The sequence below is a fragment of the Haloferax sp. Q22 genome, assembly GCF_001482285.1.
Classification (GTDB): Archaea; Halobacteriota; Halobacteria; order Halobacteriales; family Haloferacaceae; genus Haloferax.
On record NZ_LOEP01000005.1, the window covers coordinates 94,270 to 120,320 of the forward strand.

Here is a 26,051-nt window from a genome sequence, read left to right on the forward strand (position 1 = left end):
TAAAATCGCGAAGAACGGTTTCTACCCGAAATTATTTACTCTAGTGTGTAACAATCGTAGGTGAACCATGACGAATGATGACATGGGAAGCACGGAGCGTTCGCCGGTTTCGCGGCGTCAGTTCGTGCAGGCACTCGGCGCAGCAGGGGTAACAGCGGGGCTCGCGGGCTGTGGCGGACAGCAAGCGACTCAAACGACGACTGAAAGCGAGAACGGAGGTGGTGGAGCGGACACCGCGACCGAAACGACGACGCCGGTCGAGGTCGACAGCGAGTCGCTCGCGCTCATCCAAGAGTTGGCGTACGTCACCAACCAGACGCTTCCCGTGCTCCCACTGCAGGAGAAACTGGCACAGTCGTTCCAGACGACCGACGATTGGAACGTTCCGTCAAAAGACAGCGAGCAGATCCAGACGTACTGGCCGACTGACTGGCTTCCGCGGTACGGTGAGTGGACGTCCTCGGACGAGAGTTCAGACGAGCGGATGACGCTGGCTCAGTGGGCCGTTCCGAAGGACTCGCAGTACAACCCGTGGAACGCCAAGAACTTCGCGGAGCCGCGTCGGACGCTGTTCGACCGGTTCATGAACTACAACCTCGAGACGCAGGAGTACTCCGGCTACCTCGTCTCGGACTGGGAACTCGACGGGGAGACGTTGACCCTGAGCGTGCGAGAGGGACAGACGTGGCACGACGGGACAGCCGTCACCGCGACGGACGTGGTGAACCAGATCAAACTCGACATCTACAACGGCGGCAGTCTCCGCCGGTTCGTCGCGCCGGACGACGAGGGTAACGTCGCCGACCGGGTGACCGCGACCGACGAGTCGACGGCCGAAATATCGTTGGCGACTCAGGTCAACGAGGACATCTTACTGGCGTATCTCCAGCCGAAGTACCTCGTCGCACACGAGGAGACGTACGGCGAGTTCGTGACGCGACTCGACGAGGCCGAGTCGTCCGACGAGCGGAGTTCGGTGTTGGGAGAACTCACGAGCAAAGTCGTCTCGGAACCGGTCGGGTCGGGACCGTTCACGTTCGAGGACGCCGACACCCAGCGGACGCTCGTGTCGAAGTACGAGGACCACCCGGACGCGGCGAACATCAACTTCGACGAGGTGGAGTACCTCTACAAGCCGTCGAACCAGAGCCGGTGGAACTCGCTCATCAACGAGGAGACCGACGGGTCGGCGACGCTGTTCATGCCCAATAACAAGTTGAACCAACTCCCGGACTCCGTCCAGACGTCGCTTATTCCGCGGCACTGGGGGCTCGGCCTGCTGTTCAACCACGAGCGTGAACCCGTGTCCGACCCGCGCGTTCGCAAAGCTATCGCCCACGTCATCAACCGTGAGGACGTCGCGATGAACTCCGGTGCGGGGACTAACTCGAAAATCGCGGTCACGTACCCGAGCGGCCTGACGAGCGAACTGAGCGGCCAGGTCGAGGGAACGTGGCTCGACGGCGTCCTCGACAAGTTCGAGACGTACGGTCGCGGGGAGTCCCAGACCGACAAAGCCGCCGCGCTCCTCGAAGAGGCGGGCTACCAGAAACAGAACGGAACGTGGCGGAAAGACGGCGAACCGCTCCGCATCCCCATCAAGGGGCCGTCGGGGTTCTCTGACTGGGTCGCCGGTGCACAGACCGCCGTTTCCCAACTCAACCAGTTCGGTATCAAATCGGAGTCCGTCATGAAGGATAACTCCGCCTACTGGGGGCAGGACTACGTGAACGGCGACTTCGTGGTCGCCCTGCAAGGGTGGGCGTCGTACGAAAACTCGCACCCGTACTTCCACTTCAAGTTCCTGTACGACAGCTCCGACGCGGCGGACTACTGGAACATGCCCGAACAGATCGACTCGCCGGTTCTCCACGACCAACTCCGGGACGGAGAGGCGGTCACGCCCGCGGAACTCGTGACGGAACTATCCACGGCTGGTGAGTGAGGCGGACCGATGAGCTACGTACTCAAGCGACTCGGTCGGTCGTTTCTCACCATCTTCGTGGTGGTGTCGGCGAGCTTCGGTCTCATCAGGCTCCTCCCCGGCGGACCGCTGGACTACCTCCGGGCGCAGATGATTCAACAGGGCGGAAGCGACCTGTCGACCGCGGAGATTAACCGACGAATCGCGGCCCAGACCAACATCGCGGTCGACGAACCGGTGTACGTTCAGTACATCGACTACATGACCGCCATCTTCCGGGGAGACTTCGGTCAGTCGATCTGGTACGACCAATCGGTCGCAGGTGTGATCGGACCGGCCATCCCATGGACCGTGTTCCTGACGGCGACCGCGCTCTTCCTCGCGTTCACTGTCGGGGTGTCGCTGGGCGCGTTCATGGCCTACAAGGAGGGTTCGACGTTCGACGTCGGCAGCACGGGCGTCGGGCTCGTTCTCAACTCGACGCCGGGCTACGTCGTCGCCTTGCTGTTCATCGCCTTCCTAGGTTACCGGCTTCAGTTGTTCCCGACGGGCGGGCGGTACGCCTCGGAACTGACGCCCGGACTCAACGTCCCCTTCCTCGCGAGCGTGCTGTATCACGGGACGCTCCCGATTCTGTCGATGGCAATTGTGGCGTTCGGCGGATGGGCGCTGAGCATGCGCGGAAACAGTATCCGCGTCCTCGGCGAGGACTACCTCAGGGTCGCGAGGCTCCGTGGGCTTCCCACCCGCCGTATCGCGCTCCGGTACGTCGCTCGGAACGCGATTCTGCCGATGTACACCGGGCTGATGATCGCCATCGGGACGGTCTTCGGCGGCGCGGTCATCATCGAGAACATCTTCGCGTACCCCGGTATCGGCTTCTACCTGATTCAGGCCATCAACGCGCGGGATTCGCCGCTGATGATGGGTGCGTTCATCCTCATCACCGTCGCGATGGTCATCGGCATCACCGTCGCGGACCTGACGTACGGGTGGCTCGACCCCCGCGCCAAAGGAGGTGCTTCGCGTGAGTCCTACTGAGCCGACAGACGGCGCGTCCGGCGGTTCGTCGGGCGACGAGACCGCGGACCCGCTCGTCGAAGCACTCAGCTGTGACACCGACGCAGGTTCCGCTTCGCGTGAGAGAGATCGGCGATCTGCCGTCACCGGACACGACGGAACGGGGCGACCAGTCGCGGACGGCGGAAAGACTGTGTCCGAGTTCGAGCGGATGGCGGAGGTCTCGATGACCAACGCCGAGCGTCGCCGCCAGTGGCTCGACGAGGCGGTGCTCGCACCCGCGCGAATCGTGTGGGACGACTGGCGCGCCAGAGCCGGACTGCTCGTCGTCGTCACCTACCTGCTGCTGGGAACGGTCGGACCGCTGTTCGTCAGTGAACCCAAACCGAACCAGGGGCCGCTTCTCGTCGGCGCGTTCCGGACGCTCGAATACCCGCTGGGAACGACCGCGTCGGGAACGAACATCCTCTCGCAGATAGTCCACGCCACGCCGTCGATGCTCGTCATGATCACCGCGGGTGCGGTGTTCACCGTCGTTCTCGGCACGGCCATCGGCACGCTTGCCGGCTACAAGGGCGGCCAGACGGATAGCGTCTTGATGACCGTTACGGACATCATGATGACCGTTCCCGGACTCCCGCTGACCATCGTCCTCGCGACGGCGCTGCAGATCAAAGGGAATCCGGCCGTCATCGGCGTCCTCATCACGATTAACGCCTGGGCCGGGCTGGCCCGCGCGATTCGCTCGCAGGTGCTCACCATCAGAGACGACGAGTACGTCGAGGCCTCCCGCATCATGGGGATGAGCACGCCGACCATCGTCGCCGGCGACATCATCCCGAACCTGATGCCGTACATCACGATGAACTTCGTCCAACAGGCCCGCGCGGTCATCTTCGGCTCCGTGGGGCTGTACTTCCTCGGCGTGCTCCCGTACAACAAGGTCAACTGGGGCGTCATGATGAACGCGGCGGTCAACCGGGCCGGCGCCACCTCCTCGCCATCGGCCTTCCACTGGTTGCTGATGCCGATGCTCACGATCATCGTCCTCGCACTCGGGCTGACCCTCCTCGCACAGGGAGCAGACCGCATCTTCAACCCGAGAGTCCGTGCTCGACACGCGAAATCCGTCGCCAGCGGCGACGGCGACACCCCAAACACGGGTGATATCTAACATGCCACGAGACAGCCAGACAGAACGACGCGGCGCGCACGACCCTATCATAGAGGTCCGAAACGCGAGCGTCACCTACGACTTAGAGTACAGGGACGCGATGGTACTCGACGACGTGAGTATCGACCTCAGACGCGGGGAGATACTCGGCGTCGTCGGCGAATCGGGGTCGGGGAAGTCGATGCTCGCCAACGCGATGATGGACGCGGTCGAAGAACCCGGAATTACCACCGGTGAGATTCGATATTACCCCGAGCGCGGAAGCGAGCCCGTGAACATCCTCGACCTCTCGGACGAGGAACTGCGGTCGCTCCGATGGGAAGAGATATCCATGGTGTTCCAGGGAGCACTCTCCTCGTTCAACCCCACGATGACCGTCCGCGGTCACTTCGAGGAGACCCTCGACGCCCACGACTACGACGTCGAGGAGGGAATGGAACGGGCGCGGGAACTCCTCGAAGACCTGTATCTGGACCCCGACCGAGTGCTGGACTCCTACTCCCACGAACTCTCCGGGGGAATGAGTCAGCGAGCGCTCATCGCGCTTTCGCTCGTCTTAGAGCCGCAGGTGCTCTTGATGGACGAACCGACGGCGGCGCTGGACCTGCTGATGCAGCGGTCCATCCTGAGCCTGCTCGACGATATCAAGGAGAAGTACAACCTCTCTATCCTCTTTATCACGCACGACCTTCCGCTCGTGTCCGGGCTGGCCGACCGGCTCGCCATCCTCTACGCGTTCGAACTCGCGGAGGTCGGCCCGAGCGAACAGGTCGTTCGAAACTCCCAACACCCGTACACGCGGGCGCTCCTGAGAGCGGTCCCGAGCCTCGATGCCCCGTTGGAGACGATGCGACCGATACCGGGCAGCGCGCCGAACCCGGCGAATACGCCGAACGGCTGTCACTACGCGCCGCGGTGTCCCCTCGCGACCGACGAGTGTCACGAAGAGACCCCTCCGTGGTTCGACACCGCAGACGATCAGCGGACGGCGTGTTTCAACCACGACGACGCCGGCGATGCGGTTCCGCTGGAACTGGAGGTGGTCGAGTCATGAGCGACCAACGCAACTCGACGGGAAGTCAAACGACCGACCGGGACGACGAGACTGTCGTCTCGCTCGAAGACGTCTCCGTGCACTTCGAGAAAGAACAAGGGCTCGTCGACTCGCTGTTCAACGACGCACAGCGGGTGAAGGCAGTCGACGGCGTCTCTATCGATATCCCGGAGAACGAAGTCCTCGCGCTGGTCGGCGAGTCCGGGTGCGGAAAGACGACTCTCGGAAAGACGATAATCGGCGTTCAACGGCCCACGGACGGGACGGTGACCTACCGAGGCCAAGACGTGTGGGACGCCAAGGACGGAAACAGAGACGCGAGCGTCTCGTACGGAGACATCCGCAAGGCACTCCAGATAATCCATCAGGACCCCGGCGCAGCGCTCAATCCCAATCGGAAGGTGCTGACCTCGCTCGAAGCGCCGCTCAAGCGGTGGAACTCCGAGCTGTCTACCGAGGACCGGCGCGCGCGAATCTTCGCGCTCCTGGATCGAGTCGGGATGCAGCCGCCCCAGGAGTACGCACACAGGTACCCGCACCAGCTGAGCGGCGGGGAGCAACAGCGCGTCGCACTCGTGCGTGCACTGCTGATGAACCCAGATGTCATCCTCGCTGACGAAGCCGTCAGCGCGCTCGACGTCTCGCTGCGCGTCGAGACGATGGACCTGCTCCTCGAACTTCAATCGCAGTTCAACACGTCGTTCGTCTTCATCTCGCACACGCTGTCGAACGCCCGGTACCTCACCGAGAAGGCCGGCGGCCGCGTCGCCATCATGTACCTCGGGGAAATCGTCGAAATCGGTCCTCCGGAGAAGGTGCTACGCGACCCCAAACACCCCTACTCGAAGGTCCTCCGGTGGGCGACAGCCGACCTCGACCCGAGCCAACAGGAACTGACCGACCCGCCGGTCCGCTCTATCGATATCCCCGACCCGGTGAATCCACCATCTGGCTGCCACTTCCACACGCGTTGCCCGGAGGCACGCGAGGTGTGTACGACCGAAGCGCCCGAACTCGGCGACGAGGCGGGCCAACCGGGGGCTCACTGCGCCGGTTGTCACCGGACGGACCCGGACCACGAGTACTGGGACAGCGACCCGCTCGATGGCGTCGAACCGACGGATGCACCGCGACCACGGGGAGAGAGCGATGACTGAAACCGTGGACTCCCGCGAGAGGTGCCACCGATGACCGCCGTCTGGCGCGCGTTCTTCGTTTCGGGCGTGGTCTTGCTCGCCTTCCTCGCGCTCTCGCTCCCGTACATCGAACCGGGGACGGCGACGTCCGTTGTCACCCTCTTGAGCCTCGGAATGCTCGGCGTGACGGTCGTCGGTTCGTCCGCGTTCATCTACTTCGACTGGGACCCGTTCGAAGAAATCGAGCTGAGCCGGTGAGACACGAGACACACCCAAACCCATACACAACAATGCCACGCGCACTTGTCGCAATTGACCGGATAGACCGTGACCGAAACCTGCTGGAACGCGCCCGGACGTTCGCCGTCGGGGGCGGGACGGACCTCGTCGTCGTCGCACTCGCGACGCCGGACGAGTACGAAGAAGTCGAACGAACGCTCGATGCCATCGGCCGGGCAGAGCACACGAGCTACGACGAAGACGCTGTCCTCGACGGCGTGTCCGGCGAGGTCGAAGACGCTGCGAGCGAGGTCCTCGGGTCGGCCGTCGACTACGAACTCAGAACCGTCGTCGCGGAGGCGAACGAACAGGCCGCCGCAATCGTCGATATCGCGGAACAGACCGACTGTGACCACGTCTTCCTTTCGGGACCGCGCCGGTCACCGACCAAGAAGGCGCTCTTCGGTGACCGCACCCAGCGGGTCATCCTCGATTTCGAGGGCTACGTGACCGTTGCAGTGAGCTGAAAAACAGTATGTGACAGTTTCACGTCCGGTTCCGTGGTGTCCGATACCGCTCCGACCGCCCGAAGACACCGCACACGACACAAAGTATCTATATGAATGAACAGCTACCTTACGTGAACGAAATGACTCGGTCCAGTGGACTGGACGATGCGACGCTCAGAGAGGAACTGAGCGTCTTCGGCCTGTCCGATACGGAGATCGACACATATCTCGCACTCCTCTCGCTGGGAGAGGCGACGACCCGTGCCATCGCGGAAGCCGCAGACGTCAGCCAACGGGGAGTCTACGGCATCGCCGAGCGACTCGAACGGCGGGGGCTCGTCCGGGTAAAGAAACACGCGTCGCCGACGACAATCAGCGCCTTACCGCCCGAGGAGGCGATGCAGAACCTCTCCACTCGCATCGAATCGATAACGCCGTCGCTCAAGGAGCGGTTCGACGATAGTACCGAGCAGGCACCCGAGATACGAATCATAAAGTCCCGCGAGACCGCGCTCAAACGGATGCGGACCGCCCTCTCGGAGGCGGAGGTCGAGGCGTTAGTCGCCGTGCCAGAACACGTCTATCCCGAGATAGAAGCGGAACTCAAGGACGCGGCCGCCAGAGGCGTGTTTATCTTCCTCCTGCTCGGCGAGATGGACGAGGTGGACGACGATACCCACGAATTCGCCGACGTCGCGGACGCCGTCCGCTACTGGGACGCGAGCCTCCCGTTCCTCTACACCGTCGACGACAAATCCGCGATGATCGGTGACCCCCACGTCCTCGAACTACCACACAACGACAAGGACGCGGTCACCGTCACACAGAACCATCTCGCGGGGTCCGTTCTCGGAATGTATCTCAGCGCCTACTGGCCCGCCTCGAAGCTTCAGTACGTGACAGACCCCGACCCGCTTCCGGCGTCGTATGATTGGTTCCGCGAGGCGGTCTTCCACGCGTTCCTCCATCGGCAAGCGGGGACCGACCTCTGGGCAGACGTCGTGACGGAGAGCGGAGAGGAGTTCTTCGGAAAGATAATCGACATCAGACAGGCGTTCGTCGAACCGGCGTCGAACGACTACACGTTAGAGACGAGCCTCGTTCTCGAGACCCTCGATGGCGAGGTGAGTTTCGGTGGGCCGGGCGCGTTCATTGAGGACCACCGGGCTGAGAGCGTGACGCTCCGGGCGAATCCGTGAGCGCCGTACCCTCACCCCGCGAAGACTGACGAATCGAGAGGCATCGTTCCCCGTCGTCCCGTGCGACACGGACACACAACCTCCGCAAGGTCCTTGCTATCTCCGCACCGAATTATTGTATGTACCGCCGTGCCTTTCTCGGACTCGTGAGCGCGGCGACCGCCGGCCTCGCGGGTTGTACCGTCGGAGGGATGCGGCCGCCGATGGTGGGATTCCCCGCGCCGGAGAACCCCGACCCGGTCGTCGCGCAGGGCTTCCCGCGGACGGTCTGTAGCGCGCCGCCGAACATCGTCGACGGCATCCACGCCATCGTCGAACCCGCGGTCGCTTCGGGGTGGGCGGGCCGGCGGGTGGACGCGAAGTACCGCTTCGGCGACGACCCCGAACCCGGACTGTACGACGAGACGTACGTCGTCGGCGTCGAGCGCGGCGGGGCGACCCGCGCGTACCCGCTTTCGGTCCTCTGGTGGCACGAGGTCGTCAACGACAGCCTCGGCGGCGAGCCGCTGTTCGTGGCGTACTGCCCGATGTGTCAGGCCGGCCTCGTCGCTGAGCGACTCGTCGAGGGCGTTCCGACGACGTTTCTCCCATCGGGACAGCTGTGGCAGCCGCCCGCGGCTTACGGCTTTACGAGTGCCGCCGAGGGCCGGGTGTTCGGCGCGTCGGTCCTGACCGGCGACACCGAACTCCGCAACGCCGCGAACCTCGTGCTCTACGACGAGGCGACCGGGAGCTACTGGAGCCAACTGCTGGCGACGGGCATCTGCGGGTCGCAGGCCGGCGAGAAACTGGCGATTCTCCCATCGTCGGTGACGACGTGGGCCGAGTGGCGTGCCGACCACCCCGACACCGACGTGCTCCTCCCGCCGCCGTGGTCGAAGACGACGTAAGTCGGGGACTGAGACCGGACAGCAGAAAATCGGACGCCGGAAAACCGGACACCGACGCCGAAGGCGCAACTTCCTTCGTGGGCCGCGGTGACCGCTCGGCCATGCACATCGAACGCATCGCGGTCGACGAGTCGGTCGGTCGCGTGATGCCGCCGGGCCTGTTCGTGGAGGCGCTTTCGAGCTCCGACGTCCCCGTCGAACTCGTCGCCGAGGGAGAGACGTTCGGTCCGGGCGACGCGGTCGTCTCGTTCGGCCACAGAGACGCGTTCGTCGAGGCCGACTGGGTCCACTGCGTTCGCGCCGGCTACGACGAGTTCCCCGTGGACACCTACGAGGCGGCCGGGACGGCGCTCACGAACAGCACCGGCGTCCACGGGACGACGGTCGGCGAGACTGTCGTCGCCTACATGCTGACGCTCGCCCGCCGCCTCCACGCCTACCGCGACGCCCAGCGCGACCGGGAGTGGGATCTGCCCCGCTACAAAGAACCGTTCACCCTCGACGGCGAGCGCGTCTGCGTCGTCGGGCTCGGCACGCTCGGGCGCGGCGTCGCCGACCGCGCGGCCGCCCTCGGCATGGAGGTCGTCGGCGTCCGGCGCTCCGGCGACCCGGTCGAGAACGTCTCGACCGTGTTCACGCCCGACCGGTTCCACGAGGCTATCGCCGACGCCCGGTTCGTCGTGCTGGCGCTACCGCTGACGGATGAGACGACGGGCATGGTCGACGCGCCGGCGTTCGAGGCGATGCGCGAGGACGCCTACCTCGTGAACGTCGCGCGCGGGCCCGTCGTCGACGAAGACGACCTCGTGGCGGCGCTCGACGACGGCGACATCGCGGGCGCGGCGCTCGACGTGTTCGCCGAGGAACCGCTCCCCGCGGAGTCGCCGCTGTGGAGCTTCGACGAGGTGCTCGTCACGCCGCACGTGAGCGCCGCGACGGGGAAGTACCACGAGGACATCGCGGCGCTCGTGCGGGAGAACGTCGAGAAGATAGCCGCCGGCGAATCGCTCACGAACCGCGTGGTGTGAGGGGCCGCCGTGGTCCGAACCGGGGGCGAAACGGCCGGCGCGTCGGCGAGCCGCTCAGAGGAACTTGAACAGGTCGTCGCGGCCCTGTTCGTGGAGGTGCGACCGCAGGGCCTCTTCGAGGTGCGAGATGTCGCCGCGCTTGGCCGTGATGGGCGCGATGACGTTCCGCCACTGCTTCCACGGCGGGAAGAGACCGAGGCGGTCACAGAGGTCGTTCAGGCGCTCGTCGCGGTCGTCGACCTTGTCCATCTTGTTGACCGCGACCACGGTCGGGATGTCGAGTTCATCGAGGAAGAAGAACATCTCCACGTCGTGGGGGATGGAGTCCTCGGTGGTGTGGCGGTCGATGATGTCGATGACGCTTTTCCCGTCGACGACGAGGACCGCCGCGAGGATGTCGTCCGCGTGCTCCTCGATGTACTGGACGACGTCGGTCTTGATTGCCTCGCGGGTGTCGCGGTCGACGCCGGACATGAAGCCGAACCCGGGGAGGTCGGTGAACATGAAGTGCTCCGCGTTCCAGTCGAAGTGGTTGGGTTTGCGGGTGACGCCGGGCTTCTTCCCCGTCGTGAACTTGCTGTGACCCGTCAGCTCTCGCATCAGGGTGGACTTCCCCACGTTCGACCGCCCGACGAGGACGATTTCGTCGCGGTTCGGTCGGTCTTCGAACATACCGGCGGTTCGCCGCCGTGACGGATAAGGTGGGCGGTACGGACGCCGCGCTGCGAGGCGTCGGCGTCGAAAAAATCACGTCTCCGGGCGAGTCGCCCCCACGACGGCTCGCCGACGACGCGTGAATGAGGCGGCCGCGTCAGTCACAGCCGCTCGCCGAGAACTCGCCCGCGTTCTCGTCGAGAAATCGCAACAGCGGCTCGATTTCGTCGAATCGAGGGCCGCGCGCGACGGAACCGAGATGGCGATTCCACTCGACGAAGCCGGCGTCAGCGAGTTTCGGCAGATGAACGTGGAACAGTTCCACCTTCAGTCGGTCGCGGTCGCAGCCGCCACCAACGGCCGCGTCCCGCGTTGCCGCTTCGAGGCGCGCGCGTCTCCGTCGGCGCAGGCCCATCAGCAACTGCCGCCGATGGACGTTTCCGAGGGCGTCGAACGCCTCGTCGAGGCGGGGGGATGTCGCGGCTACCATCGGCACGACCCCCGTTGGATCCGAACAGGCGTCGCGCGACGGGCGCGAGACGCCGAGGCAAAGCGTCTCCCGCGAGTCGCCGGAAGGCCCCGCTCCGGGCACCCGGTGGACACCACCCGATACCGGTACCGTCGAGAGCGCGGCCCGTCACTCACACGTCCGTACGCCTCTGCGCCATCACGACGCGGTCGGGCGGCGTACGGCTGTCGATGTCTGTGTGCGTTCACAACTACGTCCCCCGAGAGAGCATAGCTAGCAAGTCAGCATTCTCTTTCTGCTTTCACAGTCCGGTCATTGAAGTAGCCAATCGGAACCTCCGTTACATGTTATGAACCGAATCTGGTCACGAGCGAGTTCTTTCGGGCGGAATACTAGCTGAATGGAGTGAATACCGGCTCCCAGAACAACCCAACACCCGATTTTTAGCAGTGTCTTGACAAGGGAGTTCAATACGGCGGCGGCGAAATGGCAGCCAGTAATGGCCGTAATCGTCGAGTTGACGATCGACTCTGAGAGCTTCGACCTCGGGAGGGTCACCGCCGTGTCGAACGGCGTCCACATCGAGCTAGAGCGCGTCGTCCCGACCGGCGGTGAGGTCATGCCGTTCTTTTGGGCGCGCGGCACCGACTTCGAGGCGTTCGAACGCGCCGTTCGAGACAACAGCATCGTCGACGAGCTGACCGCGGTCGCCCGCGTCGAAAACCGCGTGTTGTACAGAGTCAGTTGGGGTGGGACCACGTCGAGTCTGACCCGGATTCTCACAGACAGCGAGGCGACGATTCTCGAAGCCCACGGCAACGACCCGTGGACGTTCCGCCTCCGGTTCAGTGACCACACCGGGCTGACCGAGTTCCACAACCGCTGTCAGGAGGAGGGACTGGAGTTCCACGTCGAGCGCATCTACACCCTCGCGGAGGGCGAACCGGGCGTCTACAACTTCGACATCACCAACGAACAACAGGAGGCGCTCGTCACCGCCGTCTCGGAGGGCTACTTCGAGGTGCCGCGGCAGACCACGCTCAGCGAGGTGGCCGAACGACTCGGAATCAGCCCGCAGGCCGCCTCCGAGCGCGTCCGCCGCGGGGCCGATACCGTCCTGCGGAAGGTACTGTTGTCGCAGTCGGCGGCCGACCTCTCATAGGCGGCTGCTCGCGCCGAGACACGGTTCGCCCGCGGCCCGAACGGGGGAGCTATTGGTCCGCCGCGAGTACGCGACGGCGACGCGATGGACAAAGCGACGCTCCGAACGACGGTGTGGGACGACCTCGAATCGTCGGGCGCGGCCCGGTTCCCCTTCCCGCCGCACGGCCGCATTCCGAACTTCGCCGACGCGAGCGCGGCCGCCGAGCGACTCGCGGCAACGCCCGAGTGGGCCGACGCCGACGCCGTGAAGGCCAATCCGGACGCCCCGCAACTCCCCGTCAGGCGGCGGGCGCTCCGCGAGGGCAAGACCGTCTACATGGCCGTCCCGCGGCTCCGCGACGAGAAGTGCTTCTACGAGCTCGACCCCGCCCGCATCGACGACGAACACCTCGACAGCGCGCCGACCGTCTCGCACGTCGAGACCTACGCCGACAAAGTCGGTCCCGACGCTCTGCCGCCCATCGACCTCGTCGTCTCGGGGTCGGTCGCCGTCTCCGAGGCGGGCGCTCGCGTCGGGAAGGGCGAGGGATTCAGCGACCTCGAATACGCGGTGTTGCGAGGGCTGGGAGCCGTCTCCGCGGAGACGACCGTGGCGACGACGGTCCACGAGCGACAGGTCCGCGACGACCTGCCGGTGCCGGACGCCCACGACGTGCCGATGGACCTCGTCGTCACTCCCGAACGGCTGGTCCGAACCGAGACCCCGTATCCGCGCCCGACGGGCATCGACTGGGACGCGCTCCCCGACGAACGCCTCGACGAGATGCCCGTCCTCCGACGGTTGCACGACGAGTCGGACGCGTAGCCGAGCCCCTGCTTATTTCACCGCCCGGGCCGACGTGAGGCCGTGCGACTCGTACAGGTGTTGGTGCCGACCGGCAAGCGCGAGGCCGTCCTGCGGACGCTCGACGAGGAGGGCGTGGACTACGCCGTCTCCGAAGAGACCTCCGGGCGGGGCTTCGTCGCCGTCGTCACCTTCCCGGTCCCCAAGGAGGCCGTCGAACCGGTGTTGGCGCGACTCCGCGAGGCGGGCGTCGAGCGCGACGCCTACACCGTCGTCGTCGCCGCCGAGACGGTCGCCTCGAAGCGGTTCGACCAACTGCGCGAGCAGTACGAGGAAGACGACGAGAACGGCGACCGCATCGCCCGCGAGGAGTTGGCCTCGAAGGCCGCGGACCTCGCGCCGTCGGTGCCGACCTACGTGCTCATGACGGTCATCTCTGCGCTCGTCGCCACCGCGGGCCTGCTTCTCGACTCGCCGGCCGTGGTCGTCGGCTCGATGGTCATCGCCCCGCTCGTCGGGCCCGCGATGTCCGCGAGCGTCGGCACCGTCGTCGACGACGACGAGATGTTCGTCCGCGGGGTTCGCCTACAGGCGCTCGGCGGCCTCCTCGCGGTCGGCGCGGCCGCCGTCTTCGCCTTCCTGCTCAGGCAGACCGGGGCGGTCCCGCTGTCGCCCGCGGAGGTGCTGTCGATTCCCGAGGTGGACGAGCGCCTCGCGCCCGACGTGCTGTCGCTCGTCATCGCGCTCGGCGCGGGGGCTGCGGGCGCTATTTCGCTCTCTTCCGGCGTCTCAACCGCGCTCGTCGGCGTCATGATAGCCGCCGCGTTGGTCCCGCCGACCGCCGTCGTCGGCATCGGCATCGCGTGGGGCGCGCCCGAGGCCGTCGTCGGCTCGGCCATCCTCGTCCTCGTCAACATCCTCTCCGTCAACTTCGTCGCCATCGGCGTCCTCTGGCAGCAGGGCTACCGGCCGGAACGTTGGATTCGCCGCGACGAGGCCCGCCGGGCCGCCCTGTTCCGTATCGTCGTCATCGGGGTCGGACTGCTCGTCCTCTCGTCGTTCCTCGGCGCGGTCACCTACACGACCTACCGGAACGCCGACTTCCAGTCCGACGCGCGCGACGCCATCGAGGACGCGCTCTCGGACACCGACGCCCGGCTGCTGTCGATGGAACTGCAGTACGACAGCGGGCCGCTCCAAGAGCCGGACGGCGTCGTCGTGACCGTCGGCTACGACCCGGCCTCCGACCCACCGATGGTCGAACGCGAACTCACGAGGCGGGTGAACGCCGTCGCCCCCGAGCCGCTGTCGCCGTGGGCCACCGGCGAAATCGACGTCGAAGTGCGTTACGTCGCCGTCGTGGAGTAGGTCGAGTTTACCCTCGCTCTCGGCGCGTCGCCGTGCGACCAGCCGGCACGCGCCGGGCGCGTTGTCCCCCGTCTCGAAGGCTACAGTCGCTCTTTGTCTCTAGCGCGGCTTGAATAGCTGAACCGACGTACGATGGGTATGCAACGACGCACGATTGCTCCGATATTCCTCGTTGGCCTCGTCCTCCTCGCGGGCTGTCTCTCGGCACCCCTACAGGCGACGACCGACGGCGGCGTAGACGCGACCAACGCGACGACCATCTCCACGACCGGCACCGGCGAAGTGACCGCCGACGCCGACCTCGCCGTGGTCTCCATCGCCGTGACGACCACCGCCGACTCGGCGGATGAGGCCCGCGGCACCGTCGCCGACGACGTGGCCGCCGTCCGCGCCGCCCTCACCGACGCCGGTATCGCCGAGGACGCCATCCAGACGACCGGCTTCAACATCTACCCCGAGTACGATTACAGCGGCCAAGAGCGCGAACTCCTCGGCTACCGCGCCACCCACACCCTCCGCGTCGAGGTCGCCCCCGACCGCGCCGGTGAAGTCATCGACCTCGCGGTCGGTGCCGGTGCCAGCGAAATCCGCGGCGTCGCCTTCACGCTGACCGACGAGAAGCGCGCCGAACTCCGCGAAGAGGCCCTGACCCGCGCCGTCGACTCCGCGAAGGCCGACGCCGACGCGGTCGCCAGCGCCTCCGGCCTGACCGTCACGGGCGTCCACACCGCCACCGTCGGCGGCAGCGCCTCACCCGGCCCGTACCCGGTCGCCTACGCCGAGGACGCCGCCCGCGCCTCCGGGTCGACCGAACTCTCGCCCGGCCCCGTGACCGTCTCGGCGACCGTCCAGATGGTCTACGAAGCCGAGTAAGCACCCCACGCCCCGCTGACTGAACTCGCGGTTCAACCCACCCGCGCCCTCATTTCTCCGATAGCTACCCCGTAGCCGCGGCTCTCCCGTCGAGGTACTGCGGCAAGACAGAACCGACAGAACCGAAAAATCCCGCGTCGCTTACTCGTTGCGCGACGGCGGGATGTCGGGTTCGAACCCGATGGCCTCGACCGCAGCGTCGAGGACGGCCTCGACGTTCTCGCCCGTCTCGACGCTCATGTAGAGGTCGGCCTCCATGTCGGTCGAGCGGTCGCTCTTGTTACAGACGGTGAGGACGGGGATGTCGCGCTCCTCGAAGCGCGCCTTCACGGCGTCGCGGAGTTCGAGTTGCGACTCGATGGGGTAGCCACACGCCCCGCTGGCGTCGGCGACGAAGATGACGGCGTCCGCGAGGTGTTCGAGGGCGCTCACGGCCTGCCGCTCGATGTCGTTGCGCTCGTCTTCGGGCCGGTCGAGCAGCCCCGGCGTGTCGATAATCTGGTAGCGGATGCGGTCGCGGTCGAAGTGCCCGATTTGGACGCCCTTCGTCGTGAAGGGGTAGCGGGCGATTTCGTTCGACGCGCGGGTCACGTCGTTGACGAACGAGGACTTGCCGACGTTCGGGTAACCGGCGACGACGATTGCCGGTTCGCCCGGGCGGATGTCGGGGAGGTCTTTCAGGGCGTCGCGCGCCTCGCCGATGCGGAGCAGGTCGTCTTCGACCTCCTCGACGACGCTCGCCATGCGAGCGAACGCCTGCTTTCGGTGCTTTCGCGCGAGGTCCGCGTCGGTCTTGCGGAGCTTCGGCTGGTACTCGCGGGCGATGTTGTCGACCTGCCGGGAGGCCCACATCACTTCCGAGAGACTCTTTCGGACCTCGTCAACGTCGACGATGGCGTCGGCGAGTTCGTAGTAGAAGGGGTCAACCGTCTCGAAGTCGGGCCACTCGACGACGATGTTCTCGAGGTTGTCGGAAAGGATGTTCGACGCCGTCTGGAGCATCGACTGCTGAGCCTCCAACTTGTTCTGCTTCGCTCGCCCCGTGCGCGCGGCCCGCGAGAAGGCCTTGTCGATGAGTTCGTCCGACCGGGGCGTGGTCGGGAGAGACTCGAAAATCATTGCAGTCCGCTACATGGCCGAGCCGTAAAAGCGCGTCCGTTTGGGGCTCGGCGCTTCGAGCGGTGGATTCTCCGTGCAGGTCTCACGCACGGTTCGACTGGAAGCGAGGGGGTCGCGGCCGGACCGGCTCGCGGGCGCTGACGTGAGCGAGCGGCCGAGCACCTACCGACCGCCACGAAGTTCTTGCCCGCCCGCGGCCTACTTCGACCCATGACTGACTGGAAAGCGGTCGCTGTCGGGTTCGTCGTCATCGTCGTCGTCGGCACCGGCGGACTCGCGCTCCCGCTCATCGGCCAAATTGGGGCGGGTCTCCTCGGTGGCTTCGCGGCGGGCTACCTCGCGGGCGGCACGCTCGGTAACGGCGCGTGGAACGGCCTCGTCGCGGGGTCCATCTCGGGTATCGTCGTGACGCTCCTCGCGGCCCTGCTCGGGAGTCTTCTCGGACTCGCCGGTGGGCCGCTGGGTGGCCTCCTCGGCGGCGTCGGCGTCCTCGTCGCGGGCGTCGTGTTGACGCTCATCTTCGCAATCGACAGCGCCATCGCCGGGGCTGTCGGCGCGTGGGTGAAGGGGTAGCCCGACAGCGCGGGGCCGCGACCGCGACCTCACCGAGTTCGATAGTCCAGAAATCGGGGTTTAGCATGGTCCTAAGCCCCATTATTTCACGTAAACTGTCTCGGGTCTCTAAGGGGGAGGGACCACACCCGACGGCCATGGGTAAGGAGTCAACGCACACCCGTCGAAGAACCCTCCAATCGATTTGCGGTGTCGCCGTCGCCGGCCTCACCGGTCTCGCTGGATGTAGCTCGTCCGGGGACTCGGACCAGACGACGCGAACGACCGACGCGGGGACACAGACCACGACCGAGACGCAGACCACGACGACCGCGAACGAGACGACCGAACAGGAGGAAGAAACAACCGAAAGCGGGCTCGAAGCCGCCGACTTCGTCGAGAACCCCGAGGAGATACACCCGACGCTGGTCGAGGAGACATCGGTCCCCTCGGACGAGGTCTTGCTCGGCTTTCGGCTCGAAGACTCGTCACTTCCGTTTACGACGGAGGTGTACCGCGCGCCGGACGACGCCGAAGTGCAGGCGACGGAAACGTACGACACCCAAGACCTCTCGCAGGTCGACTTGCTCCCCGAGTCGCCGCAGGCGCTCGACACCGTCGATACCGACCGCGAGGACATCCACTACGGGACGACGACCATCGGAGAGCCGCTGAAAGTCACGCTCGTCGCGCGCCACGACAGCGACACTATCGACTGGAGCGCGTGGTCTCGCACCGGCTATCCGTACGACGGTCACGACGAAGAAGACCCCGCGCTCGAAGTCGACTGTTACTGCGGCGGGATGAACTACACCGCGCCGAGCGGCGGGACGTGGGCGCGAGTGATTCAAGTGACGCCGACCGAGCGCGTCGACACCGGGACGACCGTCGCGCTCAACTGGACGTCGAGCCGACTCTGAAGGCGGAATCGACGCGGTTCGCCGCTCCGTAGTCGAGTGTTACTCGCCGCGTTCGAGGTACTCCCGCTGAATCTCGACGACCTCGGTCGAGTCCGCACACTCCGAGTACCGGCGCAGCGGTTCCTCGTTGAGTTCGAGGAACGTGTGGCCCCAGTTGAACTTCGAGAGCACGTCTTCGGCCCGCTTCTTCTCGCCGAAGATGACGAGCGCGGCGGCTATCGCCTCGACCGTCGTCAGTTGCATCGGGCGGCCGAAGTTCACGGGGTTGGCGGCGACGAGATACGGGAGCGCGCGGTGCTCGCCGGGGAGCGAGAACATGGCCTCGCCGGCCGACTCCCACGAGCAGTCGAGCGCGACGAGCGCGCCCGTGTCCGCGTCGGCTGGCGACAGCGCCCTGTCGGCGTGGGGGTTGAGCACGACGCCGTAGGGGGTCTCGCGGTCGGAGCCGTGGAGGGCGGCCATGTCGAAGCGTTCGAGCTTCTTCGCCGTGCACTTCTTCGGGTCGTCGTCGCCCTCGTATCGAACGTGCAGGTCCACACCCAGGGTACGCGACTGGCCGAGAAAAGCGTCCCGAACGCGGTGTCGGCGCGCGCGACGCGAGGGGCGAGGCGAGCCGGCGTCGGATTCTTCCCGCCCGCCGACGAAGAGAGGGCGTGCATCCCGACGCGACGTATCTGGCCCGGCAGTACTACACGGCGCTCGACCACCACGGATACGACATGCTTCGGAATATCCTCGAACCGGAGTTCGTCCAGCACCGCGGCGACATGACGCTCTCGGGGCGCGAGGAGTTCGTCTCGTTCATGCGGGACGACAGGCCGCAGAAGGACACGCGACACGTCATCGAGCGCTACATCCAGTCGAAGTCCGACGACGAAATCGTCGTCCGCGGCCACCTCGAAGACCGCGACGGCGACGAACTGTTCGTCTTTCTCGACCGGTTCCGTGCCCACGACGGGAAGCTCTCGGACCTGAAGACGTTCGTCAAGTCATCGACGGCGAACTGACGGCGCGAGTCGCGGGAAAGACGAGAGAAAGAACAGAAACTCGCGGTCGCGGCGTGCGTCAGTCGCTCAGTCCTTCTTACCCGCACCAACGGCGGCCTCGCCGACGGGCTCGTGGCCCTCGATGACCTCACGGCCGCCCATGTAGGGCTGGAGCGGTTCGGGCACGTCGACCGTGCCGTCCTCGTTTTGGTAGTATTCGAGCAGCGCGACCATGACGCGGCCGACGGCCGTGCCCGACGCGTTGAGCGTGTGGAGGTACTCGGCCGACTCGTGGCGCTCGGGGCGGTATCGGAGGCCGGCGCGGCGCGCCTGGAAGTCCTCGAAGTTCGAGGCCGACGAGACCTCAAGCCAGCGACCACCCTGTTCGGGGGCGTCGTCCGACTCCGTGCCGGGGGCCCACACTTCGAGGTCGTAGGTCTTCGCCGACGCGAAGGTGAGATCGCCGGTGCAAAGCGAGAGGACGCGGTACGGCAGGCCGAGGCGGTCGAGCACTTCGGCGGCCTCGTCGACGAGCGCTTCGAGCCGGTCGTACGACTCCTCGGGCTCGACGAAGTTGACGAGTTCGACCTTGTTGAACTGGTGGACGCGAACGATGCCGCGGGTCTCGGTCCCGTGTTCGCCCGCCTCGCGCCGGAAGTTCGGCGTGTACGCCTGATGTTTCAGCGGGAGGTCGTCCTTCAGGAGAATCTCGTCGCGGTACATGTTCGTGACCGGGACCTCCGCGGTGGGACAGAGCCACAGGTCGTCGTCCTCGTAGTTCTCGGTCTCCGAGCCGCCGATGCGGTAGGCGTCCTCGGCGAACTTCGGGAGCTGACCGGTGCCCTCCATCGAGGTGGTCTTGACCGGAATCGGCGGGAACAGGTCGACGTACTCCTGTTCGCGGTGCACGTCGAGCATGAACTGGACGAGCGCGTGTTCGAGCATCGCGCCCTCGCCTTTCAGGAAGTAGAAGCCCGAGCCGGTGGTCTTGGCCGCGCGACCCTCGTCGATAATGTCGAGTTCCTCGCCGAGGTCGTAGTGCGGCGTCACCTCGTCGGGGAGGTCGCGCAGGTCGTCGAAGCCGACGCGGCGGACCTCCTCGTTATCGGCCTCGTCGGCCCCGACCGGAACCGACTCGTGGGGGAGGTTCGGCAGTTCCATGAGCGCCTCGTCGAGTTCCGCTTCGAGTTCGTCGGCGCGGGCTTCGAGCTCCTGTAGCTCCGTCTTGAGTTCGCCCGAGCGGTCGATAGCCTCCTGGGCTTCCTCGTCTTTCCCTTCTTGCTTCAGCTGACCGATTTTCTGGCTGACCTCGTTGCGCTCGTGGCGGAGGTCGTCGCCCTCGGCCTTCAGCGAGCGCCACTCGTCGTACACGTCAAGGACGCGGTCGATGTCCACGCCCTCCATGTTGCGGGCGGCGAGCGCGTCGCGAACTCGCTCCGGTTCGTCGCGGAGCAGTTGCCTGTCAATCATTGGGCTGTGGTTTCCGGGCGGGCGGGAAAATCGTATCGCATCGCCGAAGGACGGGGGCGAGAACGCGGCGGCCGAACGCTTTTCTTCCCCGGAGACGGCCGTCAACTATGGCTATTGGCGACGTCGAACCCGTCCCGGACAGCACTGACATCTACTACGTCGACAGCGGCATGTACGAGGTCGAGAAGTACGGCTCGGTCTACCTCGTTGACGCCGAGAAACCGGCGCTCATCGACACCGGCATCGCCGCCGATAGAGAGCACGTCTTCGGAATGCTCGACGAGGCCGGCGTCGACGACCTCGCGTACATCCTGCCGACGCACGTCCACCTCGACCACGCGGGCGGCGCGGGCTACCTCGCCGAGCGCTACCCCGACGCGACCGTCATGACCCACGAAATCGGCGCGCCGCACCTCGTGGACCCGTCGCGGCTCATCGAGGGCACGAAGGCGGCCGTCGAAGACCAATGGCAGTTTTACGACGAACCCCTCCCAATCGAAGAAGAGCGCGTCGAGAGCCTCACCGACGGCGACGAAATCGACCTCGGCGACCGGACGCTCACGGTCCATCACGCGCCCGGCCACGCGCCGCACCAGGTGATGTTCCACGACGACGGCGACGACGTGCTGTTCGTCGGCGACGCGCTGGGCATCTGGGAGCCGAAGTCGCGGACGCTCCGCCAGACCTCGCCGCCCTCGCAGTTCCACCTCCAGAAGGCGCTCGACGACGTGCGGACCATCGAGGACATCGACCCCGAGACGGTCTGTTTCGGCCACTTCGGCCCGAAGCCCTACGACACCGACCTCGCGGAGGCGTACAAGCGCGTCCTCGTGGAGTGGGTCGAGGCCATCCGACAGAAGCGCGCGGAACTCGACGACGACGAGGCCGTCATCGACCACTTCGTCGAGCACAGCCAGATGGCCGAGGTGTGGGGCGAGCGGAAGGCCCGCGACGAAGAACGCCTGAACACCCGCGGCGTGCTCGGCTACCTCGACTACATCGGCGACGACGAGTGACGCACTGACACTACCGCTGCCGACCCAAAAGCACCGCGCTCGGGTTCGAAATCAGCGTTTCCCCGCGCTATCGCGGTGTTTCAACAGACCCAACGTACATAGTTTTAAATGTTGAATCATTACTAACAGAACATGGACTGGCGGGACGCGGAGGCGGCGTTCGACGACCCTGTCATCGAGCGGACGACCCTCCCACGGATGTTCGAATCGAGCGCGTCGCGGAACGCCACGCGAGTCGCACAGCGGTACAAAGGCGGCGTCTACCGGCGGTCGCTGGTCGCTGAGGGCGTCGTTCCCGCGGCCCCCGACGGCGACTACGCCGACCTGACCTACGAGGAAATGCGGGGCATCGTCCGCCGCCTCGCGACCGGGTTCCGCGACCTCGGCATCGAGGCCGGCGACCGGGTCGGTATTCTCGCGCACACGCGCATGGAGTGGGCCCAGACGGACTTCGCCGTCCTCGGCGCGGGCGGCGTCGTCACCACGGTGTACACCTCGTCGTCGGAGCGACAGGTGCAGTACCTGCTTTCCGACCCGGGCGCGAACGCCGTCGTCGTCGAGAACGAGGAGCTACTGGAACGCGTGCTCGCCGTCGAAGACGAGTTGGATCTGCGGTTTATCATCGTCGTGGACGAGTACGACGGCCACGACGACCGCGACGACGTGCTGACGCTCGGCGAACTCTACCGCCGCGGCGAGGAGGTGTACGACGAGGCGGCCTACGAGTCGTGGTTGGACGAGCGCGAGCCAGAAGACCTCGCCAGCCTCATCTACACCTCGGGGACGACGGGCCAGCCGAAGGGCGTCCAACTCACCCACTGGAACTTCCGGTCGAACGTCAACGAGAGCTATCGGCGCTTCGGTCCGCGCCCGGACAAAGGCGACACGCCGGTCATCGGCCCCGACTCGGTGGCGCTGTCGTTCCTGCCCCTTGCCCACGTCTTCGAGCGCATGGCCGGCCACTTCATGATGTTCGCGGCGGGCGCGGCCGTCGCCTACGCCGAAAGCCCCGACACGCTCCGCGAGGACTTCCAACTCGTCCGGCCGACGACCGGGACGAGCGTCCCGCGGGTGTACGAGAAGCTCTACGACGCGATTCGGGCGCAAGCCAGCGAGTCGCCCGCGAAAAAGCGCATCTTCGAGTGGGCCGTCGGCGTCGGGCAGGCGTACCACACGACCGACGCGCCGGGGTACCTGCTCACCGCGAAACACCGCCTCGCCGACCGCCTCGTGTTCGGACAGGTGCGCGAGGCGCTCGGAGACAACCTCGAGTTCTTCATCAGCGGCGGCGGGAGCCTCTCGGCCGAACTGTGCGCGCTCTACCACGCGATGGGCCTCCCGATTTACGAGGGCTACGGCCTCACCGAAACGTCGCCCGTCATCTCGGTCAACCCCCCTGAAGAGCCGAAAATCGGCACCATCGGCTATCCGCTCCGGAACGTCGAGACGAAACTCGACACGACCGTCGTCGGCGACCAACTCGGGGACGCGGGCGGCGAGGTGGGCGAACTACTCGTCCGCGGGTCGAGCGTCACCGAGGGCTACTGGAACAACCCCGAAGAGACCGAGGCGGCGTTCGTCGAGGACGACGAGGGCAATCGCTGGTTCCGCACCGGCGACGTGGTCGAACTCCGGCCCGACGGCTACATCACCTTCCGCGAGCGCGCCAAGCAGATTCTCGTCCTCTCGACCGGGAAGAACGTCGCGCCCGGCCCCATCGAGGACGCGTTCGCCTCCTCCGCGGTGGTCGAACAGTGCATGGTCCTCGGCGACGGTCGCAAGTTCGTCTCCGCGCTCATCGTCCCCAGTTTCGACGGCCTGCGGAAGTGGGCCGACGAGGAGGGTATCGACCTCCCGGAGGACCCGAAAGCCATCTGCCGCGACGACCGGGTGTACGAGCGCATCGAGGCCGAAGTGGAGGCGGCCAACGAGAACTTCGAGTCCTACGAGCGAATCAAGCAGTTCCGCGTCGTTCCCGAGGAGTTCACGGAGGGGAACGACCTGATGACGCCGACGATGAAAAAGAAGCGCCGGAACATCCTCGACCGCTACGCCGACGAGGTGTCGCTCATCTACGACGAGGACCGCCGGAGCGAAGAGCGTCGGGGCGGCGGGCGAGCCGCGACCCAGTGAGATCGGACAGCCGAAACGTCCCCAGCCGTGTTTTCGCCGAACGCCCTCCCGAGTCCGCGGAGATACCGCCCGAGATGTGTGGACTTATCTTCCGTCGCCACATGGACCGAATCAATGGAGGCGATATAAGTGGCCGCAGCAGGAGGAGCCAACCTCATCCCGCTCGTCGCCGCGATAATCGGCATCGGCGTGGTCTCGCAGGTGCTCTCGGACCGATTCCAGGTCCCCAGCGTCGTGTTCCTCATCGCGTCGGGCATCCTGCTCGGACCGGAGGTCCTCGGCGTCATCTCTCCCGACTCGTTCGGGAACGCACTACAGGCCATCGTCGGTCTCTCGGTCGCCATCATCGTGTTCGAGGGTGCATTCCACCTTCGAATCGACAAGTTACGGGAAGCGCCCGCCGCGACGTTCCGACTCGTCACCGTCGGGGCGATAATCGCGTTCGTCGCAACGGGCGTCGTCGTCCGCTACGCGCTCGGCGCGCCGTGGCCGGTGTCGTTCCTCGTTGGCGCGCTCCTCGTCGCGACCGGGCCGACGGTCATCGCACCGATTCTCGAAGTCGTCCCGGTCCGCGACCGGGTCGGCGCAGCGCTCGACACGGAAGGTATCGTTAACGACGTGACGGCGGCCATCGTCGCCGTCGTTATCTTCGAGGCCATCCTCGAAGGCGTCAGTAGCCCTGACGCCCTCGTGGTCCTGTTCGCCGAGCGCCTCGGCGTCGGCGTCGTCATGGGCGCAATCGTCGCCGGGGCGCTGTACTACGCGCTCCGGTACGTCGATCTCTCGCCGGGCAACGCGCCGCAGAACGCGCGCCTGCTCGTCCTCGCCGGCGCGCTCGTGTCCTACGCGGCCGCCGACTACGTCGCCACGGAGGCCGGCATCGCCGCGGTGGCGACCGCCGGCATCCTCCTCGGTAACGCGGACGTGCCGTACGAAGAGGAGATCTCGGCGTTCAAGGGCGACATCACGCTGCTCGTGCTGTCGTTCGTCTTCATCGCCCTCGCGGCGCTGTTGGACTTCCAGAACCTCCTGAACCTCGGCGTCGGCGGCCTCGCCGTCGTCGCCGCCGTCGCGCTCGTGATTCGACCGCTGTTGGTCTTCATCTCGGCACGCGGCGACCGGTTCACGAGAGAAGAGAAGCTCTTCATGAGCTTCGTCGGCCCGCGCGGCATCATCCCCGCGTCCGTGGCCTCGCTGTTCGCCATCGCCCTCCAAGAGGAGGCGACACGGCTCGCGGCCGAGGGACTGACCCAACAGGCCGCCGCGCTGAACCAGAGCGCCTCGATTCTCGTCGGCACGGTGTTCCTCGTCATCCTGACGACCGTCGTCTTCGAGGCCGGCCTCGCTCGCCAGATCGCAGAATACCTCGACGTCATCCCAATGCGTGTACTCATCATCGGAGGCGGGAAAGTGGGCCGTGCGCTCGCCGAACGCCTCGCAGACCGCGGAGAGAACGTGGTCCTCATCGAAGAGGACCAAGAAGTAGTCCAGACGGCCCGGAACATGGGCTTTACCGTCCATCACGGCGATGGAGCCGACACAAGCGTCTTACGCTCCGCGGGGGCCGCGAACGCCAAGTTCGTGGTCGCCGCGACCGGCGACGACGACGTGAACCTGCTCGTCGCGCAGTTGGCGAACTCGAAGTTCGAACCCGAGAGCGTCCTCGCGCGGGCGAACAACCCCGACAACGTCGAGGCGTTCGAAGAACTCGGCGTCCGGACTATCTCGTCGACCATCGCCACAGCGCAGGCGCTCGACAACTACATCGAGCGCCCGTCGATGTCGAACTGGATGGGTGAAATCGGTCGCTCCGGCGACGTTCAGGAGGTTCAGGTCACCGCTGAGAAACTCGTCGGTCGGACCATCCGAGAGGTCGGACCGGAACTGCCCGACGGCTGTCTCATCACGCTCGTCTCGCGGAACGGCGACACGACGGTCCCCAACGCGGAGTTCACGCTCCAAGAAGGCGACCGCATCACCATCATCGGTGAGCGTGAGGCCGTCCGAGACGCAGAAGAGTTAGTCAACCCCGAGTAGCGGCTCTCGCCGCCCGCTTGGTTCGGTTTTTTCGCGTCGTCCCCGACCAGTCAGCGCCGCGCCCAGCGGACGAACACCGCCCAGTAGCCGACGGTGAGCGCGACGAGAACGTACCAGACGGGCGCGCCGAGGTCGGGCCTCGGGACGAACCCCGCGGAGGCGGCCCCGGCGGCCGCCAGCGTCGCGAAGGCCCCCGACAGTACGGTCGTCGTGAGATTCATCACCGCGATATTCCCGACTTCCGGAGTATGAACGTGACGGAAGGCGCACGTATGTTTGTGAGCGATAGCCGAGGTCAGCGGTTCGGGGAACCACTGACACGCAGTCCACGAATTTCGCTCGCTTCCCGGGAC

Annotated in this window: 26 protein-coding genes; 20 read left to right on the plus strand and 6 right to left on the minus strand. The window is 66.0% G+C overall.

What is annotated here, in order from left to right; all coding sequences use genetic code 11:
* Positions 1–67 precede the first annotated feature (67 nt).
* From AM590_RS01400 to ddh, 10 genes are all read left to right on the plus strand, one after another.
* Positions 68–1,945 carry an ABC transporter substrate-binding protein gene (locus AM590_RS01400; RefSeq protein ID WP_058825880.1) on the plus strand — a complete coding sequence of 626 codons (1,878 nt, stop codon included), beginning with the start codon at positions 68–70 and terminating at the stop codon, positions 1,943–1,945.
* A gap of 9 nt (positions 1,946–1,954) precedes the next feature.
* Complete coding sequence (locus AM590_RS01405; protein ID WP_050459288.1) at positions 1,955–2,965, plus strand: ABC transporter permease; 1,011 nt, start codon at positions 1,955–1,957, stop codon at positions 2,963–2,965.
* A 172-nt stretch (positions 2,966–3,137) separates the two neighbouring features.
* Positions 3,138–4,118, plus strand: a complete 981-nt coding sequence (locus tag AM590_RS01410) for an ABC transporter permease (protein ID WP_253805810.1) — start codon at positions 3,138–3,140, stop codon at positions 4,116–4,118.
* 1 nt (position 4,119) lies between these two features.
* A complete protein-coding gene (locus tag AM590_RS01415) occupies positions 4,120–5,172 on the plus strand; it encodes an ABC transporter ATP-binding protein (RefSeq protein WP_058825882.1) in 1,053 nt (350 codons plus the stop codon).
* The gene (locus tag AM590_RS01420; RefSeq protein WP_058825883.1) at positions 5,169–6,329 is read left to right on the plus strand and encodes an ABC transporter ATP-binding protein; all 1,161 of its coding nucleotides are present in this window, start codon (positions 5,169–5,171) and stop codon (positions 6,327–6,329) included. Before AM590_RS01415 ends, AM590_RS01420 begins: the two co-directional genes overlap by 4 nt.
* 30 nt (positions 6,330–6,359) lie before the next feature.
* Entirely contained in the window at positions 6,360–6,566 is a 207-nt protein-coding gene (locus tag AM590_RS01425; RefSeq protein WP_050459284.1) for a hypothetical protein, read from the plus strand.
* Between the two features lie 32 nt (positions 6,567–6,598).
* Positions 6,599–7,054, plus strand: coding sequence for a universal stress protein (locus tag AM590_RS01430; RefSeq protein WP_058825884.1), 456 nt, complete (start codon positions 6,599–6,601; stop codon positions 7,052–7,054).
* Positions 7,055–7,176: 122 nt separating this feature from the next.
* Entirely contained in the window at positions 7,177–8,235 is a 1,059-nt protein-coding gene (locus AM590_RS01435; RefSeq protein WP_058825885.1) for a TrmB family transcriptional regulator, read from the plus strand.
* Positions 8,236–8,354: 119 nt separating this feature from the next.
* Positions 8,355–9,125, plus strand: coding sequence for a DUF3179 domain-containing (seleno)protein (locus tag AM590_RS01440; protein ID WP_058825886.1), 771 nt, complete (start codon positions 8,355–8,357; stop codon positions 9,123–9,125).
* Positions 9,126–9,226: 101 nt separating this feature from the next.
* A complete protein-coding gene (gene ddh / locus AM590_RS01445; RefSeq protein ID WP_058825887.1) occupies positions 9,227–10,153 on the plus strand; it encodes a D-2-hydroxyacid dehydrogenase in 927 nt (308 codons plus the stop codon).
* A gap of 54 nt (positions 10,154–10,207) precedes the next feature.
* Here the strand turns inward: ddh and engB are convergent, their stop codons facing one another.
* Positions 10,208–10,825: a GTP-binding protein EngB gene (gene engB / locus AM590_RS01450; protein ID WP_058825888.1), complete on the minus strand. Its 618-nt coding sequence runs from the start codon at positions 10,823–10,825 to the stop codon at positions 10,208–10,210.
* 139 nt (positions 10,826–10,964) lie between these two features.
* Entirely contained in the window at positions 10,965–11,297 is a 333-nt protein-coding gene (locus AM590_RS01455) for a hypothetical protein (RefSeq protein WP_058825889.1), read from the minus strand.
* 478 nt (positions 11,298–11,775) lie between these two features.
* On the opposite strand from AM590_RS01455, the gene AM590_RS01460 reads away from it, so the two are divergent.
* The 4 genes from AM590_RS01460 to AM590_RS01475 all read left to right on the plus strand — a co-directional run bounded on the left by AM590_RS01460 (position 11,776) and on the right by AM590_RS01475 (position 15,465).
* Positions 11,776–12,438, plus strand: coding sequence for a helix-turn-helix domain-containing protein (locus tag AM590_RS01460; protein WP_058825890.1), 663 nt, complete (start codon positions 11,776–11,778; stop codon positions 12,436–12,438).
* Positions 12,439–12,522: 84 nt separating this feature from the next.
* A complete protein-coding gene (locus tag AM590_RS01465; protein ID WP_058825891.1) occupies positions 12,523–13,245 on the plus strand; it encodes a 5-formyltetrahydrofolate cyclo-ligase in 723 nt (240 codons plus the stop codon).
* Between the two features lie 42 nt (positions 13,246–13,287).
* Entirely contained in the window at positions 13,288–14,592 is a 1,305-nt protein-coding gene (locus AM590_RS01470; protein ID WP_058825892.1) for a TIGR00341 family protein, read from the plus strand.
* Between the two features lie 138 nt (positions 14,593–14,730).
* Positions 14,731–15,465 (plus strand): SIMPL domain-containing protein, encoded by a 735-nt coding sequence (locus tag AM590_RS01475; protein ID WP_058825893.1) that lies wholly within the window; start codon positions 14,731–14,733, stop codon positions 15,463–15,465.
* Between the two features lie 141 nt (positions 15,466–15,606).
* Here the strand turns inward: AM590_RS01475 and AM590_RS01480 are convergent, their stop codons facing one another.
* Positions 15,607–16,584, minus strand: a complete 978-nt coding sequence (locus AM590_RS01480; RefSeq protein ID WP_058825894.1) for an NOG1 family protein — start codon at positions 16,582–16,584, stop codon at positions 15,607–15,609.
* Positions 16,585–16,794: 210 nt separating this feature from the next.
* Between AM590_RS01480 and AM590_RS01485 the strand changes: the two genes are divergently transcribed.
* Complete coding sequence (locus AM590_RS01485; protein ID WP_004976340.1) at positions 16,795–17,157, plus strand: DUF5518 domain-containing protein; 363 nt, start codon at positions 16,795–16,797, stop codon at positions 17,155–17,157.
* A 137-nt stretch (positions 17,158–17,294) separates the two neighbouring features.
* Positions 17,295–18,056: a hypothetical protein gene (locus AM590_RS01490; protein WP_058825895.1), complete on the plus strand. Its 762-nt coding sequence runs from the start codon at positions 17,295–17,297 to the stop codon at positions 18,054–18,056.
* 39 nt (positions 18,057–18,095) lie between these two features.
* On the opposite strand, the gene AM590_RS01495 is transcribed toward AM590_RS01490, so the two are convergent.
* On the minus strand, positions 18,096–18,593 hold the full coding sequence (locus tag AM590_RS01495; protein WP_042662239.1) for a DUF367 family protein: 498 nt from the start codon (positions 18,591–18,593) through the stop codon (positions 18,096–18,098).
* A gap of 116 nt (positions 18,594–18,709) precedes the next feature.
* Between AM590_RS01495 and AM590_RS01500 the strand changes: the two genes are divergently transcribed.
* A complete protein-coding gene (locus AM590_RS01500; RefSeq protein WP_042662240.1) occupies positions 18,710–19,063 on the plus strand; it encodes a nuclear transport factor 2 family protein in 354 nt (117 codons plus the stop codon).
* Positions 19,064–19,129: 66 nt separating this feature from the next.
* On the opposite strand, the gene serS is transcribed toward AM590_RS01500, so the two are convergent.
* Entirely contained in the window at positions 19,130–20,512 is a 1,383-nt protein-coding gene (gene serS, locus AM590_RS01505; protein WP_042662241.1) for a serine--tRNA ligase, read from the minus strand.
* 107 nt (positions 20,513–20,619) lie between these two features.
* On the opposite strand from serS, the gene AM590_RS01510 reads away from it, so the two are divergent.
* The 3 genes from AM590_RS01510 to AM590_RS01520 all read left to right on the plus strand — a co-directional run bounded on the left by AM590_RS01510 (position 20,620) and on the right by AM590_RS01520 (position 25,698).
* The gene (locus tag AM590_RS01510; RefSeq protein ID WP_058825896.1) at positions 20,620–21,528 is read left to right on the plus strand and encodes an MBL fold metallo-hydrolase; all 909 of its coding nucleotides are present in this window, start codon (positions 20,620–20,622) and stop codon (positions 21,526–21,528) included.
* A 132-nt stretch (positions 21,529–21,660) separates the two neighbouring features.
* Positions 21,661–23,661: a long-chain fatty acid--CoA ligase gene (locus tag AM590_RS01515; RefSeq protein ID WP_058825897.1), complete on the plus strand. Its 2,001-nt coding sequence runs from the start codon at positions 21,661–21,663 to the stop codon at positions 23,659–23,661.
* Positions 23,662–23,790: 129 nt separating this feature from the next.
* Positions 23,791–25,698 (plus strand): cation:proton antiporter, encoded by a 1,908-nt coding sequence (locus AM590_RS01520; protein WP_058825898.1) that lies wholly within the window; start codon positions 23,791–23,793, stop codon positions 25,696–25,698.
* 50 nt (positions 25,699–25,748) lie between these two features.
* Here the strand turns inward: AM590_RS01520 and AM590_RS20690 are convergent, their stop codons facing one another.
* Positions 25,749–25,919, minus strand: a complete 171-nt coding sequence (locus tag AM590_RS20690; protein WP_172795731.1) for a hypothetical protein — start codon at positions 25,917–25,919, stop codon at positions 25,749–25,751.
* Between the last annotated feature and the right edge of the window lie 132 nt (positions 25,920–26,051).

Coding starts and splice junctions, on each gene's coding strand:
- AM590_RS01400 (WP_058825880.1), top strand. CDS start 68: ATGACGAATGATGACATGGGAAGCACGGAGCGTTCGCCGGTTTCGCGG.
- AM590_RS01405 (WP_050459288.1), top strand. CDS start 1,955: ATGAGCTACGTACTCAAGCGACTCGGTCGGTCGTTTCTCACCATCTTC.
- AM590_RS01415 (WP_058825882.1), top strand. CDS start 4,120: ATGCCACGAGACAGCCAGACAGAACGACGCGGCGCGCACGACCCTATC.
- AM590_RS01420 (WP_058825883.1), top strand. CDS start 5,169: ATGAGCGACCAACGCAACTCGACGGGAAGTCAAACGACCGACCGGGAC.
- AM590_RS01425 (WP_050459284.1), top strand. CDS start 6,360: ATGACCGCCGTCTGGCGCGCGTTCTTCGTTTCGGGCGTGGTCTTGCTC.
- AM590_RS01430 (WP_058825884.1), top strand. CDS start 6,599: ATGCCACGCGCACTTGTCGCAATTGACCGGATAGACCGTGACCGAAAC.
- AM590_RS01435 (WP_058825885.1), top strand. CDS start 7,177: ATGACTCGGTCCAGTGGACTGGACGATGCGACGCTCAGAGAGGAACTG.
- AM590_RS01440 (WP_058825886.1), top strand. CDS start 8,355: ATGTACCGCCGTGCCTTTCTCGGACTCGTGAGCGCGGCGACCGCCGGC.
- ddh (WP_058825887.1), top strand. CDS start 9,227: ATGCACATCGAACGCATCGCGGTCGACGAGTCGGTCGGTCGCGTGATG.
- engB (WP_058825888.1), bottom strand. CDS start 10,825: ATGTTCGAAGACCGACCGAACCGCGACGAAATCGTCCTCGTCGGGCGG.
- AM590_RS01455 (WP_058825889.1), bottom strand. CDS start 11,297: ATGGTAGCCGCGACATCCCCCCGCCTCGACGAGGCGTTCGACGCCCTC.
- AM590_RS01460 (WP_058825890.1), top strand. CDS start 11,776: ATGGCCGTAATCGTCGAGTTGACGATCGACTCTGAGAGCTTCGACCTC.
- AM590_RS01465 (WP_058825891.1), top strand. CDS start 12,523: ATGGACAAAGCGACGCTCCGAACGACGGTGTGGGACGACCTCGAATCG.
- AM590_RS01475 (WP_058825893.1), top strand. CDS start 14,731: ATGCAACGACGCACGATTGCTCCGATATTCCTCGTTGGCCTCGTCCTC.
- AM590_RS01480 (WP_058825894.1), bottom strand. CDS start 16,584: ATGATTTTCGAGTCTCTCCCGACCACGCCCCGGTCGGACGAACTCATC.
- AM590_RS01485 (WP_004976340.1), top strand. CDS start 16,795: ATGACTGACTGGAAAGCGGTCGCTGTCGGGTTCGTCGTCATCGTCGTC.
- AM590_RS01490 (WP_058825895.1), top strand. CDS start 17,295: ATGGGTAAGGAGTCAACGCACACCCGTCGAAGAACCCTCCAATCGATT.
- serS (WP_042662241.1), bottom strand. CDS start 20,512: ATGATTGACAGGCAACTGCTCCGCGACGAACCGGAGCGAGTTCGCGAC.
- AM590_RS01510 (WP_058825896.1), top strand. CDS start 20,620: ATGGCTATTGGCGACGTCGAACCCGTCCCGGACAGCACTGACATCTAC.
- AM590_RS01515 (WP_058825897.1), top strand. CDS start 21,661: ATGGACTGGCGGGACGCGGAGGCGGCGTTCGACGACCCTGTCATCGAG.
- AM590_RS20690 (WP_172795731.1), bottom strand. CDS start 25,919: ATGAATCTCACGACGACCGTACTGTCGGGGGCCTTCGCGACGCTGGCG.